General features: G+C 70.2%; 14 protein-coding genes. 2 read left to right on the plus strand and 12 right to left on the minus strand.

What is annotated here, in order from left to right:
* Positions 1 to 17 precede the first annotated feature (17 nt).
* Together ACGFNI_RS34605 and ACGFNI_RS34610 are read right to left on the minus strand one after the other, a co-directional pair.
* On the minus strand, positions 18 to 1,949 hold the full coding sequence (locus tag ACGFNI_RS34605) for a TIGR03960 family B12-binding radical SAM protein (protein WP_393689534.1): 1,932 nt from the start codon (positions 1,947 to 1,949) through the stop codon (positions 18 to 20).
* A 119-nt stretch (positions 1,950 to 2,068) separates the two neighbouring features.
* A complete protein-coding gene (locus ACGFNI_RS34610) occupies positions 2,069 to 3,616 on the minus strand; it encodes a CHAD domain-containing protein (protein ID WP_393689536.1) in 1,548 nt (515 codons plus the stop codon).
* A gap of 199 nt (positions 3,617 to 3,815) precedes the next feature.
* On the opposite strand from ACGFNI_RS34610, the gene ACGFNI_RS34615 reads away from it, so the two are divergent.
* Positions 3,816 to 4,280, plus strand: coding sequence for an ATP-binding protein (locus ACGFNI_RS34615; RefSeq protein WP_393689537.1), 465 nt, complete (start codon positions 3,816 to 3,818; stop codon positions 4,278 to 4,280).
* A 53-nt stretch (positions 4,281 to 4,333) separates the two neighbouring features.
* Here the strand turns inward: ACGFNI_RS34615 and rodA are convergent, their stop codons facing one another.
* From rodA to ACGFNI_RS34660, 9 genes are all read right to left on the minus strand, one after another.
* Complete coding sequence (rodA, locus tag ACGFNI_RS34620; protein WP_393689588.1) at positions 4,334 to 5,524, minus strand: rod shape-determining protein RodA; 1,191 nt, start codon at positions 5,522 to 5,524, stop codon at positions 4,334 to 4,336.
* Between the two features lie 20 nt (positions 5,525 to 5,544).
* Positions 5,545 to 7,686, minus strand: a complete 2,142-nt coding sequence (mrdA, locus tag ACGFNI_RS34625) for a penicillin-binding protein 2 (RefSeq protein WP_393689539.1) — start codon at positions 7,684 to 7,686, stop codon at positions 5,545 to 5,547.
* A 40-nt stretch (positions 7,687 to 7,726) separates the two neighbouring features.
* The gene (mreD, locus tag ACGFNI_RS34630; protein WP_393689541.1) at positions 7,727 to 8,449 is read right to left on the minus strand and encodes a rod shape-determining protein MreD; all 723 of its coding nucleotides are present in this window, start codon (positions 8,447 to 8,449) and stop codon (positions 7,727 to 7,729) included.
* Positions 8,450 to 8,452: 3 nt separating this feature from the next.
* The gene (gene mreC, locus ACGFNI_RS34635; RefSeq protein ID WP_393689543.1) at positions 8,453 to 9,385 is read right to left on the minus strand and encodes a rod shape-determining protein MreC; all 933 of its coding nucleotides are present in this window, start codon (positions 9,383 to 9,385) and stop codon (positions 8,453 to 8,455) included.
* A gap of 239 nt (positions 9,386 to 9,624) precedes the next feature.
* The gene (locus ACGFNI_RS34640) at positions 9,625 to 10,644 is read right to left on the minus strand and encodes a rod shape-determining protein (RefSeq protein ID WP_227045210.1); all 1,020 of its coding nucleotides are present in this window, start codon (positions 10,642 to 10,644) and stop codon (positions 9,625 to 9,627) included.
* A 293-nt stretch (positions 10,645 to 10,937) separates the two neighbouring features.
* Positions 10,938 to 11,351 (minus strand): nucleoside-diphosphate kinase, encoded by a 414-nt coding sequence (gene ndk / locus ACGFNI_RS34645; protein WP_393689545.1) that lies wholly within the window; start codon positions 11,349 to 11,351, stop codon positions 10,938 to 10,940.
* 115 nt (positions 11,352 to 11,466) lie between these two features.
* A complete protein-coding gene (locus tag ACGFNI_RS34650) occupies positions 11,467 to 11,814 on the minus strand; it encodes a DUF4233 domain-containing protein (RefSeq protein ID WP_393689547.1) in 348 nt (115 codons plus the stop codon).
* A gap of 2 nt (positions 11,815 to 11,816) precedes the next feature.
* Positions 11,817 to 13,331: a bifunctional folylpolyglutamate synthase/dihydrofolate synthase gene (locus ACGFNI_RS34655; RefSeq protein ID WP_393689549.1), complete on the minus strand. Its 1,515-nt coding sequence runs from the start codon at positions 13,329 to 13,331 to the stop codon at positions 11,817 to 11,819.
* Between the two features lie 124 nt (positions 13,332 to 13,455).
* A complete protein-coding gene (locus ACGFNI_RS34660) occupies positions 13,456 to 14,904 on the minus strand; it encodes a peptidoglycan D,D-transpeptidase FtsI family protein (protein WP_393689551.1) in 1,449 nt (482 codons plus the stop codon).
* A gap of 226 nt (positions 14,905 to 15,130) precedes the next feature.
* Between ACGFNI_RS34660 and ACGFNI_RS34665 the strand changes: the two genes are divergently transcribed.
* The gene (locus ACGFNI_RS34665; RefSeq protein ID WP_393689590.1) at positions 15,131 to 16,333 is read left to right on the plus strand and encodes a hypothetical protein; all 1,203 of its coding nucleotides are present in this window, start codon (positions 15,131 to 15,133) and stop codon (positions 16,331 to 16,333) included.
* Here ACGFNI_RS34665 and ACGFNI_RS34670 read toward each other — a convergent pair.
* Entirely contained in the window at positions 16,299 to 18,917 is a 2,619-nt protein-coding gene (locus tag ACGFNI_RS34670; RefSeq protein ID WP_393689553.1) for a valine--tRNA ligase, read from the minus strand. The genes ACGFNI_RS34665 and ACGFNI_RS34670 overlap by 35 nt on opposite strands.
* Positions 18,918 to 18,956: the final 39 nt, after the last annotated feature.

The raw sequence follows: 18,956 nt of genomic DNA on the forward strand, positions 1-18,956 counted from the left end.
CCCCCTATTTGCGCAGGTCAAGAGCCCTTTTTGACTGTCAACGGCAGCATCTTCTTGCCGCTGTCACTCAGTTGTGGCCATGTGTCGAACTGCGGGCACACGCCGCAGTCGAAGCACGGGGTCCAGCGGCAGTCCTCGACCTCGGTCTCGTCGAGTGCGTCCTGCCAGTCCTCCCAGAGCCAGTCCTTGTCGAGACCGGAGTCGAGGTGGTCCCAGGGCAGGACCTCCTCGTACGTGCGCTCGCGGGTGGTGTACCAGGCGACGTCGACGCCGAAGCCGGGCAGCGTCTCCTCGGCCGCCTTCATCCAGCGGTCGTAGGAGAAGTGCTCGCGCCAGCCGTCGAAACGGCCGCCGCCCTCGTAGACGGCGCGGATGACCGAGCCGACGCGGCGGTCACCGCGGGAGAGCAGGCCCTCGACGATGCCGGGCTTGCCGTCGTGGTAGCGGAAGCCGATGGAGCGGCCGTACTTCTTGTCGCCACGGATCTTGTCGCGCAGCTTGGTCAGCCGGGCGTCGGTCTCCTCGGCGGAGAGCTGCGGGGCCCACTGGAACGGCGTGTGCGGCTTGGGGACGAAGCCGCCGATGGAGACCGTGCAGCGGATGTCGTTCTGCCCGGACGCCTTGCGGCCCTCGGCGATGACGTTGACCGCCATGTCGCCGATCTGGAGGACGTCTTCGTCGGTCTCGGTGGGCAGGCCGCACATGAAGTACAGCTTCACCTGCCGCCAGCCGTTGCCGTAGGCGGTGGAGACGGTCCTGATCAGGTCCTCTTCCGAGACCATCTTGTTGATGACCTTGCGGATGCGCTCCGAGCCGCCCTCGGGGGCGAAGGTCAGTCCCGAGCGACGGCCGTTGCGCGTCAGCTCGTTGGCAAGATCGATGTTGAAGGCGTCGACGCGGGTCGACGGCAGCGACAGACCGATCTTGTCCTCTTCGTACCGGTCGGCGAGGCCCTTCGCCACCTCGCCGATCTCGGTGTGGTCCGCGGAGGACAGCGACAACAGGCCGACCTCCTCGAATCCCGTGGCCTTCAGCCCCTTGTCCACCATCTCGCCGATGCCGGTGATGCTTCGCTCCCGTACGGGACGCGTGATCATGCCGGCCTGGCAGAAACGGCAACCGCGGGTGCAGCCACGGAAGATTTCGACCGACATCCGTTCGTGGACGGTCTCGGCCAGAGGGACGAGCGGCTGCTTGGGGTAGGGCCACTCGTCCAGGTCCATGACGGTGTGCTTGGACACCCGCCACGGGACGCCGGAGCGGTTCGGTACGACGCGCGAGATCCGCCCGTCGGCGAGGTACTCCACGTCGTAGAACTTGGGGACGTAGACGCTGCCGGTCTTCGCGAGGCGGAACAGCAGCTCGTCACGGCCGCCGGGGCGACCCTCGGCCTTCCAGGCGCGGATGATGTCGGTGATCTCCAGCACCGCCTGCTCGCCGTCACCGACGACCGCGCAGTCCAGGAAGTCCGCGATCGGCTCCGGGTTGAAGGCCGCGTGGCCGCCCGCGAGGATCAGCGGGTGGTCCTCCGTACGGTCCTTGGCCTCGATCGGGATGCCGGACAGGTCGAGGGCGGTGAGGAGGTTGGTGTACCCCAGCTCGGTGGAGAAGGAGACGCCGAGCACGTCGAAGGCGCTGACCGGGCGGTGCGCGTCGACGGTGAACTGCGGCACGTCGTGCTCGCGCATCAGCGCTTCGAGGTCGGGCCACACGCTGTACGTGCGCTCGGCGAGCACGCCGTCACGCTCGTTGAGGACCTCGTAAAGGATCATGACGCCCTGGTTGGGGAGACCGACCTCGTACGCGTCCGGGTACATGAGCGACCAGCGGACATCGCAGTCGTCCCACTCCTTGACGGTGGAGTTCAGCTCGCCGCCGACGTATTGAATCGGCTTCTGGACATGCGGGAGGAGGGCCTCCAGGCGAGGGAAGACCGACTCGACAGGCATCGTGGGATCTTTCGTCGGCGGGCAGGGGTGACCCTCAAGCCTAACGTGCTCGCGGGGGCGTCCCTGACGTGTGCCCGGGGTGATCGGCGGTGCGCTCCGGGTCACCGCGGGCGGCGCCGTCAGCCCGTCAGGCCCAGGCGGCGGGCGGCCCGCTCGGCCTTCGCCCACCGGGCGGGCAGCTGCCGCTCGCGGTCCGCGGCCACCGCCTCCTCGCGGCCGTGGAGCACCCCGAACGTGAATCCGCTCTCCCCCGCTTCCTGCGCCGCCGCGGCCAGTTCACGCAGCGCCTCGCGGGCCATCACGCTGTCGTGGTGGTCGCCCAGCAGCTGCTGCAGGGTGGCGATCCTGCTGGCGAAGCGCCCGGCGCGTCCGCCCAGGGCCGGGCGTGCCGCCTCCGCCGCGTACCGCGCCCGCTTGGCGGCCTTGCGTGCCGCGTGCAGCGCCAGATCCCGCTGCTGCCCGGCCGGCGCGGCGGGCGCGGCGGCCATCCGGCGGGCCAGCCGTCCGAAGTCCTTGCGGACGGCCTTCGTGAGCACCTTGCCCGGTGCCTTGCCTGCCGCCTTGCGCAGCGGCGGGTCGGCGAGCAGCCCGTCCAGGGTGTCCAGGAGCGCCAGGTAGCGCTGCCCGTCGAGCACCGCGACGACCCGCCGCCGCGCGCCGCTCCGGCGGGCACGGGACCACGCATCGACCCGGTCGCGCACCGGCCCGGCGCACGGCGGTCCGCCCGGCGCCGCCAGCCCGTCCCGGATCCGCGCGGCGAGCACCTCGCGGTCCCGGTCGGCGCCCAACTCCCCTGCCAGCCACCGCAGTTCGACTCCGACCGGTTCGGTCACCGTCCGGTCGAGCACCGCGCGGTAGGAGCGGAACGTGCTGCGCAGGCGGCGCGTCGCGACCCGCATCCGGTGCACCGCGTCGGGCAGTTCACGCCGCACCGCGGGATCCAGCGCGACGATCTCCCGCACCTGCTCGCGCGCGTAGGCCAGCACGACGTCACCTGCGGTCGAAGGGGCGGCGGGCCGGCCGCCCTTCCGCCGATCCTCTCCGGGCGACTCCTTCCGACGCGCCCCGAGGCCGGTGCCTGCCAGGGCGCGGGCGAGCTTGGACGGGGCGTCGCTGCGCCGGATTCCGCCGTCGGCCAGGCAGGCGTCCACCGCGTCCAGCAGACCGGGGCCTGCGCCGGCCGCCGCCTCCACCTCGATCTCGGTCCAGGCGACGGCCTCGCCCGCCCCGCCGGGCCGCTCCGCGCGCACCGTGTCCACCGCGACCTCCGCCAGCACCGCGCCGTCACCGTCGATGAGCTGCCGCCGCACGCGCCGGGTCCGCAGCCGCACGACGGGCACCAGTACGGCGCCGCGCACCCGCGAGCGGACGAGCCCGGCCAGCTCGCCGGGCAGCTGGACGCCGGGCGGCGCCTGGATCTCGTCACGTACCTGCGGCCCCACCGGCAGCTTCAGGTGCCAGCCGGGGTCGTGGCCGCCGGTGCGCCGCCGCAGCGTGATGCCGTGCGCGGTCAGGCACAGGGCGGCGGTGTCGTAGTAGGTGGCGTCGAGGCTCTCCGGCTCCTTCTCGACCACGGCGGCGACCCCGTGTACCGCGGTCAGGTCGGGAAGCCCGGTGCGATCCGTGGCCGCGTACTTCCGCTCGATTTCTCGCACGGTGTCCGCCATGCATCGAATCTAGCCAGATGTACCGATACCCGCCAGGGGTCGCCCGGGGCGTACGCCAGGGGCGGCCACCCCCGAGGGATGACGCGTCCAGGAGAGCGAGTGGCACGCACGGCACACGGTGAATTACGCTGTGTTACCAATCACCCACGCAGGGTGGTCTTTCGGCGCTCACTCGACCCCTCCGGGGAGGGAGACACCCGTGCATCCACGCACCGCAGCCGCCGACCGGACACCCGTCCGCGTCTCGGCCGGCGCCCGCCCGCATCTGCTGCTCGCACCGAGCGCCCCCGCCACGGCGAAACTCGCCCGCGATTTCGTCCGCGCCACGCTGCGCCGCACCGGCCCGGCACCGCTCCTGGACACCGCGGTGCTGCTCACGTCGGAGGCGGTCACCCGCTCACTGCTCCTCCCCGGCCCCGACGGCCTGCTGCTGCGCGTGCTGACCTGCGCCCACGGCGTACGGATCAGCGTGCACGGCGAGGTGGGCAAAACCGTTCCGCGTCCGGCCGCGGCCGTCTCACCGGTGTGGCTGTCCGCCGCCGAAGACCGCCCGACGGACCTCGGCCCGCTGCTGTTCGGCCGCCTCGCCGACGCCTGGGGCACCACGGCGCCCCGGGACGCCTCGCCGACCACCCGGCTGTGGTTCGAGCTGCACACCCATTGAGACGGGCCCGGACCCGGTAGCGGATCCGGGCCCGAGCCCGAGCGGGAGCGGCGTCAGCGCGAGGCCGACACCGGCCGTTGCACGCGGATCGACTGCAACAGCCCTATGGCGATCCAGACGGCGAACATGGACGTACCGCCGTAGGACACGAACGGCAGCGGCAGGCCGGTGACCGGCATGATCCCGAGGGTCATCCCGATGTTCTCGAAAGCCTGGAACGAGAACCACGCGATGATGCCGGCGGCGACGATCGTGCCGTACAGCTCGCCTGTCTCCCTGGCGATCCGGCAGGCGCGCCACAGGACCACGCCGAGCAGGACGATGATCAGGCCCGCGCCGAGGAATCCCAGTTCCTCACCGGCGACCGTGAAGATGAAGTCGGTCTGCTGCTCGGGGACGAACTGGCCGGTGGTCTGGCTGCCGTGGAAGAGGCCGGAGCCGGTGAGCCCGCCGCCGCCGATGGCGATCCTGGCCTGGTTGGTGTTGTAGCCGACACCCGCCGGGTCGAGGCTCGGGTTGGCGAAGGCGGCGAAGCGGGCGATCTGGTACTCGTCGAGCAGCTGGAGCTGCCAGATGGCGAGGCAGCCGACGACGCCGGTGCCCAGGAGGCCGAGGATCCAGCGGTTGGACGCGCCGGACGAGAGCAGCACGCCGAGGATGATGGCGCCCAGCACCATGACCGAGCCGAGGTCGGGCATCAGCATGATGACGCCGACGGGGACGGCCGCGAGACCGAGCGCCTGGACGACGGTGCGGTGGTCGGGGTGCGGGCGGTCCCCCGCGTCGACCCTGGCCGCCAGGATCATCGCCATCCCGAGCGCGATGGTGATCTTGGCGAATTCGGCGGGCTGGAGCGAGAAGCCGCCGGGGATCGCCAGCCAGGAGCGCGAGCCGTTGATGGTGGAGCCGAGCGGCGTCAGGACGAGCAGCGCCAGCACCACCGACAGGCCGTAGAGGACCGGGATCGCGCCGCGCAGCGTGCGGTGGCCGAGCCAGATGGTGCCGGCCGCGAGGGCGATGCCGATGCCGGTGTTCAGCAGGTGCCGCAGGAAGAAGTAGTACTGGTCACCGTGGTTCAGCTCGGTGCGGTTGCGGGTCGCGGAGAACACCAGGACCGCGCCGATCAGTGACAGCGCCACGCACGACAGCAGCAGTATCCAGTCCAGCTTGCGGACCACCGAGTCGCGCGCGGTGATCTTCCCCCAGGTGCCGAGTTCGGGCGTGTAGCGGCGGATGTTGAACATCCGGGATGTGGGACTTGTCGTCACTGCTCTCCCCTCCCCGCCTCGTCCGGCAGCGTCTGCGCCACCGGCTTGATGGGCTGGGCCTGGATCGTGCCGTCGCGCTCGATCTTGGGGAGCCCGGCCTGCGGGACGGGCAGCAGGGCGGCCTTCTTGTCGATCCCGCCCTTGTCGTCGACGCCGTAGAGCGCGTTGTAGATCTTGCGCACCGCCGGGCCCGATGCGCCGGAGCCGGTACCACCCTGGGAGATGGTCATGACGACGGTGTAGTCCTTGGTGTACGTCGCGAACCAGGAGGTCGTCTGCTTGCCGTAGACCTCCGCGGTACCGGTCTTGGCGTGCATCGGGATCTTGTCCTGCGGCCAGCCCTGGAAGCGCCAGGCCGCGGTGCCGCGGGTGGCCACACCCGCGAGCGCCGAGTCGATCTGCTGGAGCGTCTTGGGGGTGTCGGGGAGCTTGCCGTGCGCCTTCGGCGCAATCTTCTGGACGCTCTTGCCGTCGGGGCTGATGACGGCCTTGCCGATGGTCGGGTCGTGGAGGGTGCCGCCGTTGGCGATGGCCCCGTAGATCGTCGCCATCTGGATCGGGGTGACGAGGGTGTCGCCCTGGCCGATGGAGTAGTTGACGGAGTCACCGGCGCGCATCTTCATGCCGGACTCGCAGTTCTCCTTGGCGATCTTGGAGACGTAGTCGTCGCCGTGCTCGCCCTGCGCGCACCAGCCGTCCTTGTTGGCCTCCCAGTAGTTCTTCTTCCAGCTGCGGTCCGGCACCCGGCCGCTGACCTCGTCGGGGAGGTCGATGCCGGTCTTCTTGCCGAGGCCGAACTGGTGGGCGGTCTTGTAGAACCAGTCGGCGGCGTTGCTCTTGGGCTTGTTGCCGCCGTCCTTCTGCCACTGCTGGTAGGCGAGGCCGTAGAAGACCGTGTCGCAGGAGACCTCGAGCGCCCGGCCGAGGCTGATCGGGCCGAAGTTCTCGGACTCGAAGTTCTTGAAGGTCTGGCCGCCGATGTTCATGGAACTGGTGCAGGGATAGTGCCCGTTGAACGGGTAGCCGGCGTTGACGGCCGCCGAGGTCGAGATGACCTTGAAGATGGAGCCGGGGGCCGACTGTCCCTGCGTCGCGCGGTTGAGCAGCGGGTAGTTGGAGTCCTTGCCGGTCAGGTGGGCGTAGTCCTTGCCGCTGATCCCGCCGACCCAGGCGTTGGGGTCGTAGGCCGGGCTGGAGGCCATCGCCACCACCCTGCCGGTCTTCGCCTCCATGACGACCGCGGCTCCGGAGTCGGCCTTGTAGTTACGGCCGGTGATCTTGTCGAACTCCTTGCGGGAGTCCTTCATCGCCTGGTCGAGTTCCTTCTCCGTCACGGCCTGCACCCGGGCGTCGATGCTGGTGACGACGTTGGAGCCCGGTACGGCCGGGTCGTTGTCGGCCTTGCCGATGACCCGGCCGAGGTTGTCGACCTCGTAGCGGGTGACACCGGCCTTGCCGCGCAGCGCGCTGTCGTAGGTCCGCTCCAGGCCCGAGCGGCCGATCTGGTCGGAGCGCAGCAGCGGCGAGTTGCTGTTCTCGGCCTTCTTGATCTCCTCGTCGGTGACCGGCGAGAGGTAGCCGAGCACCTGGGCGGTCCTGGCGTCGCCGGGGGCGGCGTAGCGGCGGACGGCGGTGGGTTCGGCGCTGATGCCGGGGAAGTCCTCGGTCCGCTCGCGGATCTGGAGTGCCTGCTGGGTGGTGGCCTCGTCCGTGATCGGGATGGGCTGGTAAGGGGAGCCGTTCCAGCAGGGCTGCGGGGTCTTGGCGTCGCAGAGCCTGACCTTGTTGCGGATCTCCTGCTCGGACATGCCCAGGACCTTCGAGAGGCGGCCCAGGACGGCCTTCCCGTCGTCCTTCATCTTCAGCAGTTCGGTACGGCTGGCCGAGACGACCAGGCGGGTCTGGTTGTCGGCGAGCGGCACCCCGCGGGCGTCGAGGATGGCGCCGCGGGTGGCGGGGTCGACGACCTGCTGGACGTGGTTGCTCTTCGCCTCGTTCGCGTACTCATCGCCGTTGCGGATCTGGAGGTACCAGAGCCGGCCGCCCAGGGTGAGCAGCAGCGAGAAGACCAGGATCTGGATCGCGACGAGACGGACCGTGACGCGGGAGGTCCGGCCGGTCTCAGGAATGTTGCTCATCGCCCCTCCTGCTTGCCTAGGCCGTGCGGCAGTCGGTCGCTCACAGCCGCTTGACCCCCTTGATGCGCGCGGCCTTGTTCCGGGCCGATCTGCCCAGCACGCCGCCCCGGCCGCCCATCCGGGCCTGCTTCGGCGCCCGGCCCGCCTTCATGCTGTTGCGGCTCGCCTTGAAGCCGGTGCCGGTGGTCAGCCAGCCGTACGCGGCTTCCCGCCCGGCGACCGATGTGCCGGACGTGCCCGACCCGTCGCCGGTCAGCGGTTCGCCTTCCGTGCGGCGGGCCAGGGCCATCACGACGGGGACGGTGAACGGCGCGAGCAGCAGGTCGTAGACGGTGGCGCTGAGGACCAGGCCGCCGACGCCGACGTGCCGGGCCGCGGTGTCGCCGACGAGGGCGCCGACACCCGCGTAGAGCAGCGTCGAGCCGATCGCGGCCCCGAGCACCGCCAGCAGCGGGACGGTCGCCGAGCGGTGCCTGCCGTGTTCGGGACGGGTCAGACCGACGGCGTAGCCGACGATGCAGAGCACCAGGGCGTAGCGGCCGATGGCGTGGTCGGACGGGGGCGCCAGGTCGGCGAGGAGTCCGGCGGCGAAGCCCACCAGGGCGCCGCCGACGTGGCCGTAGACCAGGGCCAGACCGACGACCACCAGGAGGAGCAAGTCCGGGACGGCGCCGGGCAGTTGGAGCCTGGCGAGAATGCTGACCTGGATGACCAGGGCGACGACCACCAGCGGGGTCGCGAGCAGGATCCGGTTGATGCGCATCGGTCAGCTCCTGGGAGGGACGCTCGCGGAGGGCGTGGCGGTGACGGTGACCGTCGGCGTCGGCTTGGGCTTCGCCGGCTTGGGCGGCAGGACGGTGTCGCGCGGGTCCTCCCTCGGCGGCTGGACGACCACGCCGACGACGTCGAGCTGGGAGAAGGTGACGTAGGGGCGGACCTGGACGGTGCGGGTCAGATCGCCGTTGGACGGCTCGACCTTGACGATCCGGCCGACCGGCACGCCGGGCACGAACGGCTTGTCCTGGCTGGAGCCGAAGGTGACCAGCCGGTCGCCCTTCTTCACGGGCGCCTTGCCGTTGAGGAGCTGGACGCGCAGCGCGCGCCCGCCCTGGCCGGTGGCGAAGCCGATCTCGTTGGTCTTCTCCATGCGGGTGCCGACGGTGAAGTCCGGGTCGTTGGCGAGCAGGATGGTGGCGGTCGACGTACCGACGGTGGTGACCCGCCCGACCAGCCCGTCGCCGTTGAGCACGGTCATGTCGCGGGCGATGCCGTCGCGGCTGCCGGCGTCGATGGTGACCGTCCAGGAGAAGCCCTGGGTGGCTCCGATGGCGATGACCTGGGCGCCCTTGATGCCGTACTGGCCGGTGCCGGCGGTCTTGAGCATCTTGTCGAGCTCGGCGGCGCGGTTGCGGTTGCGGTCGGACGAGCCGAGCTTCGCCTTCAGGGCGGCGTTCTCCTGCTCCAGCGCGCTGATCCTGGTGTGCCGCTCGCCGGAGTCGCGGACGGCCCCTATGGCGTTGCCCACCGGGTTGACGGCGCCGGCGACGCCGCTCTCGACCGGGCCGAAGACGGAAGCTGCGGTCTGGCGGGCACCGTCGAGCGGGGACTGTTCGCCGCCGCGGATGTCCACCGTGATCAACGCGAACGCGATCGCGACCAGCAGCACAAGTAGCAGCCGGCTCTCTCGTGTGTCCCTCACGTGCGGCGGCCGTGTCCTTCCTCGTAGGACCGGCCGGCTGCGGGCCCGCGCCGGTCTCGTTCGGGAGTTGAGCGTTGTGCCTGTGTACGCGGTGACTGGTGGTGAAGAGTCAGCTCACCGGTTTTTTCGAGGTGTTGTGCCTGTATATCAGCGATCCGCCGCGCGCAGCGGCGGACACCTGTAAGGTGCCTGCCCGCCGCGGACATAGCAGGACGTCCGCGGCGGAAGGCGCCGTCCGGCTACCTGCGCGGCTGGGAGTCGAGGACCTGCTGGAGCGCCTCGAACTCCTCGACGCACTTGCCGGAGCCGAGCGCGACGGAGTCGAGCGGGTCCTCGGCGATGTGGATGGGCATGCCGGTCTCGCGGCGCAGCCGCTCGTCGAGGCCGCGGAGCAGGGCGCCGCCTCCGGTGAGCACGATGCCGCGGTCCATGACGTCGCCCGACAGCTCCGGCGGGCACTTGTCGAGCGTCGTCTTGACCGCGTCGACAATGGAGTTGACCGGTTCCTCGATGGCCTTGCGGACCTCGGCGGCGGAGATCACGACGGTCTTCGGCAGGCCGGAGACCAGGTCACGGCCGCGGATCTCGGTGTGCTCGTCCTGTTCGAGGTCGTGCGCAGAACCGATGGTGATCTTGATGCTCTCGGCGGTGCGCTCGCCCAGCAGAAGGCTGTACTCCTTCTTGATGTGCTGGATGATCGCGTTGTCGAGTTCGTCGCCCGCGACGCGGATCGACTGGGCCGTGACGATGCCGCCCAGCGAGATGACGGCGACCTCGGTGGTACCGCCGCCGATGTCGACGACCATGTTGCCGGTGGCCTCGTGCACCGGAAGCCCGGACCCGATCGCGGCGGCCATCGGCTCCTCGATGATGTGCACCTGCCGCGCGCCGGCCTGCGTCGACGCCTCGATGACGGCGCGGCGTTCGACGCCGGTGATGCCGGAGGGGACGCAGACGACCACCCGCGGGCGGGCCAGATAGCGCCGCTTGTGGATCTTCAGGATGAAGTAGCGGAGCATCCGCTCGGTGATTTCGAAGTCGGCGATGACGCCGTCCTTCAGGGGACGTACGGCGACGATGTTGCCGGGCGTCCGCCCGATCATCTTCTTCGCCTCGGCGCCCACGGCGAGGATGCCGCCGGTGTTGGTGTTGATGGCCACGACCGAGGGCTCGTTGAGGACGATCCCGCGGCCCCTGACGTACACCAGCGTGTTGGCGGTCCCGAGGTCGACAGCCATGTCACGGCCGATGAACGACATGTTGTTCCCCATGAGGATACGTCTGGCCTTCCCAACTGGAGCGAATGCTTACTGGAGGTCGGCAGGAGGTGATGCGCTGTGCGGCGCGGAAGCTTCCATCGTAGTTCGTAGTGCTGCCCACTCGAACACGGTGGGCGGTACTTCCGCCATTGTCAGCGGTACACGCACCTGGCCCCATCAATGGTGACGTCGTGTCGCGGTGATGCGTTCCCCCGAACATCCCGCATATGCCGAGGGGCGACCGATCTTTAACGGTCGCCCCTGGTCACGAGGGGGATACAGGTGATGATGTATCAAGAAAGTCCGGGAAAGAAAATCTTGATCTCCCGTTCGGCGGACTCTTCGGAATCCGAGGCATGGATCAGATTCTCCCGGGTGATCGTGCCGAAGTCCCCACGAATGGACCCGCTCGGTGCGGTAATCGGGTCGGTGGGACCGGCCAGCGCGCGCACGCCCTCGATCACCCGCTCCCCCTCGACGATGAGGGCGACGACCGGGCCGGAGGCCATGAACGTCATCAGCGGCTCGTAGAAAGGCTTGCCCTCGTGCTCGGCGTAGTGCTGCTCCAGCACCTCGCGGTCCAGGGTGCGCAGCTCCAGGGCACCGAGGGTCCAGCCGGCCTTCTTCTCGATCCGGCCGATGATCTCGCCCACCAGACCGCGCCTGACGGCATCGGGCTTGAGAAGAACGAGGGTGCGCTGGCTCATGGATTCGGCTCCTTGCAAACAATCGACTGCGGTGAGCCGAGGCTACAGGGAGCGGCGACAGGGGTGTCGCCCGGTCCTCGTACGGGCGACACCCCTGAGAAGCGCTCCGGCGGCGCTACGCCGCCTCCGCCTCCGCCATCGCCGCCCAGCGGGCCTTCGCCTCGTCGATCTTGCGGCCGAAATGGACCGATGCCCACCACAGGGCGGCGAACACCGCGCCCAGGAAGAACATCGTCGGGACGACGAAGCCGCTGGCGATCAGGGCGACCTGGAGCGCCCAGCCGAGCTGGATGCCTCCGGGGCGGGTCAGCAGGCCGCACAGCAGCAGGCTCAGCAGCATGGCGATGCCGCTGACGGTCCAGATCGTGGCCGTCGACAGGTCGCTCATCTGCATCGCGACCAGACCCGCGAAGCCGATCACGAAGAACTCGCCGATCAGGGTGCTCGCACACAGGGTGCGCATGGTCAGTTCCTCCCCAGAAGCAGCCGGGCCTCGCCGACCGTGATCACGGAGCCGGTGACCAGGACACCGGCTCCGGAGTACTCGCCCTCTTCCTCGGCGAGGGTGATCGCCGCCTCCAGGGCGTCGTCCAGCCGCGGTTCGACCTGGACCCGCTCGCTGCCGAACACCTCGACGGCGACGGCCGCCAACTCATCGGGATCCATGGCGCGCTGGCTGGAGTTACGCGTCACCACGACCTCGGCGAAGATCGGCTCGAACGCCTCCAGCAGGCCCTTGACGTCCTTGTCGTCACTGGCGCCGACGACACCCACCAGACGGCTGAAGCCGAACGCCTCGGTGACGCCATCCGCCGCCGCCCGCGCGCCCGCGGGGTTGTGCGCGGCGTCCAGCACGACGGTGGGGCTGCGCCGCACGACCTCCATCCGGCCCGGCGAAGCGACCGCGGCGAAGGCCGAGCGGATGGTGTCGATGTCGAGGCTGCGGGCGTGCTCGGAGCCGATGCCGAAGAACGCCTCGACCGCGGCGAGCGCCACCGCGGCGTTGTGCGCCTGATGGGCGCCGTACAGCGGGAGGAAGATCTCCGGGTACTCGCCGCCGAGCCCCCGCAGGGTCAGCATCTGGCCGCCGACGGCGACCTCGCGGCTGAGCACCCCGAACTCCATGCCCTCACGGGCGACCGTGGCGTCCACCTCGACCGCGTGCTTGAGCATCACCGACGCGGCGTCGACCGGCTGCTGGGCCAGCACGACCGTCGCGTCCTTCTTGATGATCCCGGACTTCTCGACGGCGATCTGCTCGGGCGTCTCGCCCAGCCGGTCGGTGTGGTCCAGCGAGATCGGGGTGACCACGGCGACGTCGGCGTCGATGACGTTCGTCGCGTCCCAGGTGCCGCCCATGCCGACCTCGACGACGGCGATGTCCACCGGCGCATCGGCGAACGCGGCGTACGCCATCGCCGTCAGCACCTCGAAGAACGACAGGCGGAACTCCTGCTGAGCGTCGACCATCTCGATGTACGGCGCGATGTCGCGGTACGTCTCGATGAAGCGCTCGGCGGAGATCGGGCTGCCGTCCAGGCTGATCCGCTCGGTGACGGACTGGACGTGCGGGCTGGTGTACCGGCCGGTGCGCAGGTCGAAGGCGCCGAGCAGGGCCTCGATCATCCGGGCGGTGCTGGTCTTGCCGTTCGTTCCGGTGATGTGGATGGCCGGGTAGGCGCGCTGCGGGGAGCCGAGGATGTCGAGCAGCGCCTCGATGCGCTGCACCGACGGGTCGAGCTTGGTCTCACCCCAGCGGCCTGCCAGTTCGTCCTCGACCGCGCGCAGCGCACGGTCGGCCTCGGGGTCGGCAGGACGGGCCGGGACGCCGTCTCCCTGCGGGGGTCCTGCCTGCGCGCGCAGGGTCCGGCTGCCGGCCTCGATCACCGCGAGGTCCGGGTCGCGCTGGGTCTCGGCCTCGACCATGTCGTCGAAGGCGTCGGTCGGGTCGGGGTCGTCGTTCTGGGGGCGCTCGCTCACGCCGTCCAGTCTACGAGGCACCCCTGACAACGGTCGCGCCCACACCGGCACCCGGGCACCGCCCCGCGCCCGCTGGGGGCGGGCCCGCGGGAACGGGTGCCGGGCCCGCCCCCAGCAGGCGGCGCTACGCCAGTGCCGCCTTCATCATCGCGCGGGCGATCGGGGCGGCGAGGCCGTTGCCTGAGACCTCGTTGCGGGCGGCGTGGCCGTCCTCGACCATCACGGCCACCGCCACCTGGCGGCCCTTGGCGTCCTGCGCGTACGAGACGAACCACGCGTAGGGCGTACCGCTGTTGTCGACGCCGTGCTGGGCGGTGCCGGTCTTGCCGCCGACGGTCAGCCCGTCGATCTTCGCGTTGCTGCCGGTGCCCTTCTCGACGACCGTCTGCATCGCCGACTGCAGCTGCTCGGCGGTGCGGGACGACATCGCCTTGCCGTACGTCTTGGGCTCCGTCTTCTCCAGGGTGTTGCCGCCGCCGTCGGTGATCTTGTCCACCATCTGCGGGGTCTTCAGCTCGCCGCCGTTGGAGATCGCCGCGGTGATCATCGCCATCTGCATCGGGGTGGCCTGGTCGTTGAACTGCCCGATGCCGGAGAGCGCGGTCTGCGCCTCGTCCATGTCCTTGGGGTAGACGCTCTTGTCGGCCCGCACCGGGGTGTCGACCTTGGCGTCGTTGAAGCCGAACTTCTCGGCCTGCGCCCTGACCTTGTCCTTGCCCAGGTCGACGGCCATCTTCCCGAAGACGGTGTTGCAGGAGTACTGGAGGGCGGTGCGGATGTCCGCGTTCTCGCAGGGTGCCGACGCGCTCTCGTTGGTGAGCTTCGTGGTGGTGTGCGGCAGTATGTACGGGTCGGGGCTCTTGGTCGGCTCGTCCACCGAGGAGTACAGGCCGTCCTCCAGCGCGGCGGCGGCCACCACCAGCTTGAAGGTGGAGCCCGGCGGCAGCGGCTGCCGCAGCGCGCGGTTCACGTCCGGCTGCCGCTCGTCCTCGCTCATCGCCTGCCACGCCTTGCGGTCCGAGCTGTCGGACCCGGCGAACTTGCCCGGGTCGTAGGAGGGCGTGCTGACCATCCCGAGGACGTGTCCTGTGGCCGGGTCGAGGGCGACGGCGGCGCCCGTCTTGTCGCCGAGCGCTTCGTAGCCCGCCTTCTGGACGGAGGAGTCGATGGTGGTCGCGACGTCGCCGCCCTTGGCCCGCTCGTGCGACAGCGCGTCCAAGGGGCTCTGGAGCCGGCTGTCGGAGCCGTCGAGCAGGTCTCCGTAGAGGCTCTCCAGCCGGTTGCTGCCGAAGATCTGCGACGAGAAGCCGGTGACCGGCGCGTAGAGCTTGCCGTCCGTGTAGGTGCGCTTGTACTTGAGGTCGGACGAGGTCGCGACGGAGCCGGTGACCGGGCGTCCGTCGACGAGGATGTTGCCCATCGGCGCCGCGTACTTCCCGATGGCGACCCGGGGGTTGTGCGGGTCCTCCTTGTATTCGCTCGCCTTGGCGCCCTGGATCCAGGTGGCCCAGGCCATCAGCGCGAGTATCAGGGTGAGGCAGAAGACCGAGACCCGGCGCAGTGGTTTGTTCATGATCGGGCGCGGCTCCTCGCTCGGTACGTGCGCTTTCTCCGGAAACTCCGGCACGCGGCCCCAGGGTTCCTCGGATTGATGAGAGCGCGATGAGAATGCCCGTTCAGCCCCGGAGGCAACTTTTGGCCGCTTTCCCTCCTCTTCGTCGGCGGGCTCTGTAACCCTCCTTTCGGTGTGATCGAACGGAAAGCAGGAGCTGAGGACGGTGCCGGCAATTGGTCAGCGGATGCATTTGGTGCTGCTCACCGGCTGGACGGTGGTGTGGTTCGCCGTGGTGGAGCCGCACGGCGGCTTTTCCTGGCACTATCTGCGGGCCGGCGGCGAGCTGATCTACCAGGGCGCGGCCGGCGACGGCACCGGCGGGCTCAATCTCTACGCACATCATCCGGAGCTCCAGATGGGCCCGGTCAGCTTCCTGGTGGCCGGCCTGTTCAACCCGTTCCCCGAGGCCACCGGGCAGTTCCTGGCGGCGGCGCTGATGTCGCTGCTCGGCCTGGTCATCACGGCGCTGGCCGGCCGCAGCGCCGCGTGGCACTTCCTGGGCACCGGCACCAACCACCAGCGGCTGCGGCAACGGGTGCTGATCGCCGGACTCGCGTTCATCCCGATGTGGATCGAGGTGGCCGTACGTTTCGGCCATCTCGACGACGTACTCGCGCTGTTCTTCACCGCACTCGCGGTACGGTCCCTGACCCGCGGCAACGCGGCGATGACCGGCGCCTGCCTGGCCCTGGCCATGGATTCCAAGCCCACCGCGCTGGCCTTCGCGCCGCTGCTGCTGGCGCTGCCCCGGCAGCAGTGGCTGCGGGCCGGGGTGTGGTGCGCGGGCCTGGTGGCCGTCGCCTGGCTGCCGTTCTTCGTCGGCGACTCGCAGTCCTTCGCCGCCGCGACCTTCACCATCCCCAACCACCCGGCGTCCGCGCTGCGTTGGCTGGGTGTCGGCGACCCGGAGACCCCCGGCTGGGACCGTCCCGCGCAGGCTGCGCTGGGTCTTGCGCTGGGCGTCCTCGCGGTCTGGCGCGGGCGCTGGGCCGCCGTGGTCCTGCTCGGCGCCAACGCCCGGATCGTCCTCGACCCGAGCGTCTACACGTACTACACCGCGTCCGTACTGCTCGGCACCCTGCTCTGGGACGTCATCGGCCAGCGGTGGCTGGTGCCGTGGTGGAGCTGGCTGGCGCTGCTCACCCTCTACGGCAGCGTCTTCCTCGTTCCTGACGACGCGGCGCGCGGGCTGATCCGGCTGGGCTTCGTGGCCGTGTCGACCGCGTACGTCCTGCTGTGGCCGGTCCGCGAGCGGGGGCGGCGGGGACGGCGCAGGCCCCCCGCCCGTACGGACGAGGGGCCTGCGGTGCCGCACGATTCCGCCGGGGCCGACCCGGCGGATCCGGGACGGGCTACGCCGTGGGCAGCGCCGCCAGCTGGGCGCTGATCCGGACGATGTCCGCATCGGCGGTCTCCAGCCGGCCGCGGATCTTGTCCACGACCTTCTCGGGCGCCTTGGCGAGGAACGCTTCGTTGCCGAGCTTGCCGAGGGCCTGCGCCTTCTCCTTCTCGGCCGCTGACAGGTCCTTCGTCAGCCGCTTCCGCTCCGCCTCGACGTCGATCGCACCGGAGAGGTCGAGCGCGACCGTGGCCCCCGCGACCGGCAGCGACGCGGTGGCGCTGAAGTCGTCGGCGGCCGGCTGGAGGCGCAGCAGCGAGCGCATCGCGGCTTCGTGCGCGGCCAGCGCCGTGCCGGACAGGTCGAGCCGGGCCGGGACCTTCTGGCCGGGCTGGAGCCCCTGGTCGGAGCGGAACCTGCGGACCTCGGTGACGACCTGCTGGACCAGGGCGATCTCCTGCTCGGCCGCCGCGTCCCGGAAGCCGGAGTCGGCCGGCCACTCGGCGACGACGACCGAATCACGGCCGGTCAGCGTCGTCCACAGGGTCTCGGTGACGAACGGCACGACCGGGTGCAGCAGCCGCAGCGTGACGTCCAGGACCTCGCCCAGCACCCGCCGGGAGACCTCGGCGGCCGGGCCGCCCGCGAAGAACGTGGTCTTCGACAGCTCGACGTACCAGTCGAAGACCTCGTCCCAGGCGAAGTGGTAGAGGGTGTCGGAGAGCTTGGCGAACTGGTAGTCGTCGTAGAGCGCGTTGACTTCGGCGACGGTGGCGTTGAGCCGGGAGAGGATCCAGCGGTCCGTCGCCGACAGCTCGGACGGCTCGGGCAGCGGGCCCTCGGTGGTCGCGCCGTTCATCATCGCGAACCGGGTGGCGTTCCAGATCTTGTTGGCGAAGTTCCGGGACGCCTGGACCCAGTCCTCGCCGATCGGGACGTCGGCGCCGGGGTTGGCGCCGCGGGCCAGGGTGAAGCGGACGGCGTCGGAGCCGTACGCGTCCATCCAGTCCAGCGGGTCCACGGCGTTCGGGTTCGACTTCGACATCTTCTTGCCGAACTCGTCCCGCACCAGGCCGGTGAGGGCCACGGTCTTGAAGGGGATCTCATCCATGGAGTACAGGCCGAACATCATCATCCGGACGACCCAGAAGAAGATGATGTCGTGCCCGGTGACCAGGACGTCCGTCGAGTAGAACTTCGCGAGGTCCGGGGTGCGTTCGGGCCAGCCGAGGGTGGAGAACGGCCACAGGCCGGAGGAGAACCAGGTGTCGAGGACGTCCTCGTCCTGCGTCCAGCCCTCGCCGGACGGCGGCTCCTCGTCAGGGCCGACGCAGACGACCTCGCCGTCGGGGCCGTACCAGACGGGGATGCGGTGGCCCCACCACAACTGCCGCGAGATGCACCAGTCGTTGAGGTTGTCGACCCAGTCGAAGTACCGCTTCTCCATGTCCTTCGGGTGCAGCGCGACCCGCTCGTCGCGGACCGCGTCACCGGCGGCCTTGGCCAGGGTGTCGACCTTGACCCACCACTGGAGCGACAGGCGCGGCTCGACGGTCGTCTTGCAGCGCGAGCAGTGGCCCACGGAGTGGACGTAGGGGCGCTTCTCCGCGACGACGCGGCCCTGCTCCCGCAGGGCGGCGACGATCGCCGAGCGCGCCTCGAAGCGGTCCAGGCCCTCGAAGGGGCCTGAGGCGGTGATGACGCCCCGCTCGTCCATGACCGTCAGTGTGTCGAGACCGTGCCGCTGGCCGATCGCGAAGTCGTTCGGGTCGTGGGCCGGAGTGACCTTCACGGCGCCGGTGCCGAACTCCGGGTCGACGTGCGCGTCGGCGACGACCGGGATCGTGCGGTTGGTCAGCGGCAGCTTGATGCGCTTGCCGATGAGGTGCGCGTACCGCTCGTCCTCCGGGTGGACCGCGACGGCGGTGTCGCCGAGCATCGTCTCGACGCGGGTGGTGGCCACGACCACCGTCTCGTCACCCTCGCCGTACTGGAGCGAGACCAGCTCGCCGTCGTCGTCCTGGTAGTCCACCTCGATGTCCGAGATGGCGGTCAGGCAGCGCGGGCACCAGTTGATGATGCGCTCGGCGCGGTAGATCAGTTCGTCGTCGTAGAGGTTCTTGAAGATCGTCTGGACGGCGCGGGACAGGCCCTCGTCCATGGTGAACCGCTCGCGGGACCAGTCGAGGCCGGCGCCGAGGCGGCGCAGCTGGCCGAGGATCCGGCCGCCGTACTCGTCCTTCCACTGCCACACCCGCTCGGTGAACGCCTCGCGCCCGAGGTCGTAGCGGGACTTGCCCTCCTCGGCGAGCTGCTGCTCGACCTTGTTCTGGGTCGCGATGCCGGCGTGGTCCATGCCGGGCAGCCACAGCGTCTCGAAGCCCTGCATGCGCTTGCGGCGCGTCAGGGCGTCCATCAGGGTCACCTGGAACGCGTGGCCCAGGTGGAGGGCACCGGTGACGTTCGGCGGCGGGATGACGATCGTGTACGGGGGCTTCTCGCTCTTCGCGTCGGCGGTGAAGTAGCCCCGCTCTACCCAGCGCTCGTACAGCGGCCCCTCTACGTCGGCCGGCGTGTACTGAGTCGGCAGTTCGGGGGCGCTGTGGTTGCTCTGCTGAGTGTTCTCGGTCACGACGCACAGTGTACGGGCGCGGATGTCGCGGTCTCGAAC

The organism is Streptomyces sp. NPDC048644, assembly GCF_043199105.1.
Lineage (GTDB): Bacteria > Actinomycetota > Actinomycetes > Streptomycetales > Streptomycetaceae > Streptomyces.

Excerpts from the sequence above, each read along its gene's own strand:
- ACGFNI_RS34605 (WP_393689534.1), bottom strand. The coding sequence starts at position 1,949 with ATGCCTGTCGAGTCGGTCTTCCCTCGCCTGGAGGCCCTCCTCCCGCAT.
- ACGFNI_RS34610 (WP_393689536.1), bottom strand. The coding sequence starts at position 3,616 with ATGGCGGACACCGTGCGAGAAATCGAGCGGAAGTACGCGGCCACGGAT.
- rodA (WP_393689588.1), bottom strand. The coding sequence starts at position 5,524 with ATGTTCAACATCCGCCGCTACACGCCCGAACTCGGCACCTGGGGGAAG.
- mrdA (WP_393689539.1), bottom strand. The coding sequence starts at position 7,686 with ATGAGCAACATTCCTGAGACCGGCCGGACCTCCCGCGTCACGGTCCGT.
- mreD (WP_393689541.1), bottom strand. The coding sequence starts at position 8,449 with ATGCGCATCAACCGGATCCTGCTCGCGACCCCGCTGGTGGTCGTCGCC.
- ACGFNI_RS34640 (WP_227045210.1), bottom strand. The coding sequence starts at position 10,644 with ATGTCGTTCATCGGCCGTGACATGGCTGTCGACCTCGGGACCGCCAAC.
- ndk (WP_393689545.1), bottom strand. The coding sequence starts at position 11,351 with ATGAGCCAGCGCACCCTCGTTCTTCTCAAGCCCGATGCCGTCAGGCGC.
- ACGFNI_RS34650 (WP_393689547.1), bottom strand. The coding sequence starts at position 11,814 with ATGCGCACCCTGTGTGCGAGCACCCTGATCGGCGAGTTCTTCGTGATC.
- ACGFNI_RS34660 (WP_393689551.1), bottom strand. The coding sequence starts at position 14,904 with ATGAACAAACCACTGCGCCGGGTCTCGGTCTTCTGCCTCACCCTGATA.
- ACGFNI_RS34665 (WP_393689590.1), top strand. The coding sequence starts at position 15,131 with ATGCATTTGGTGCTGCTCACCGGCTGGACGGTGGTGTGGTTCGCCGTG.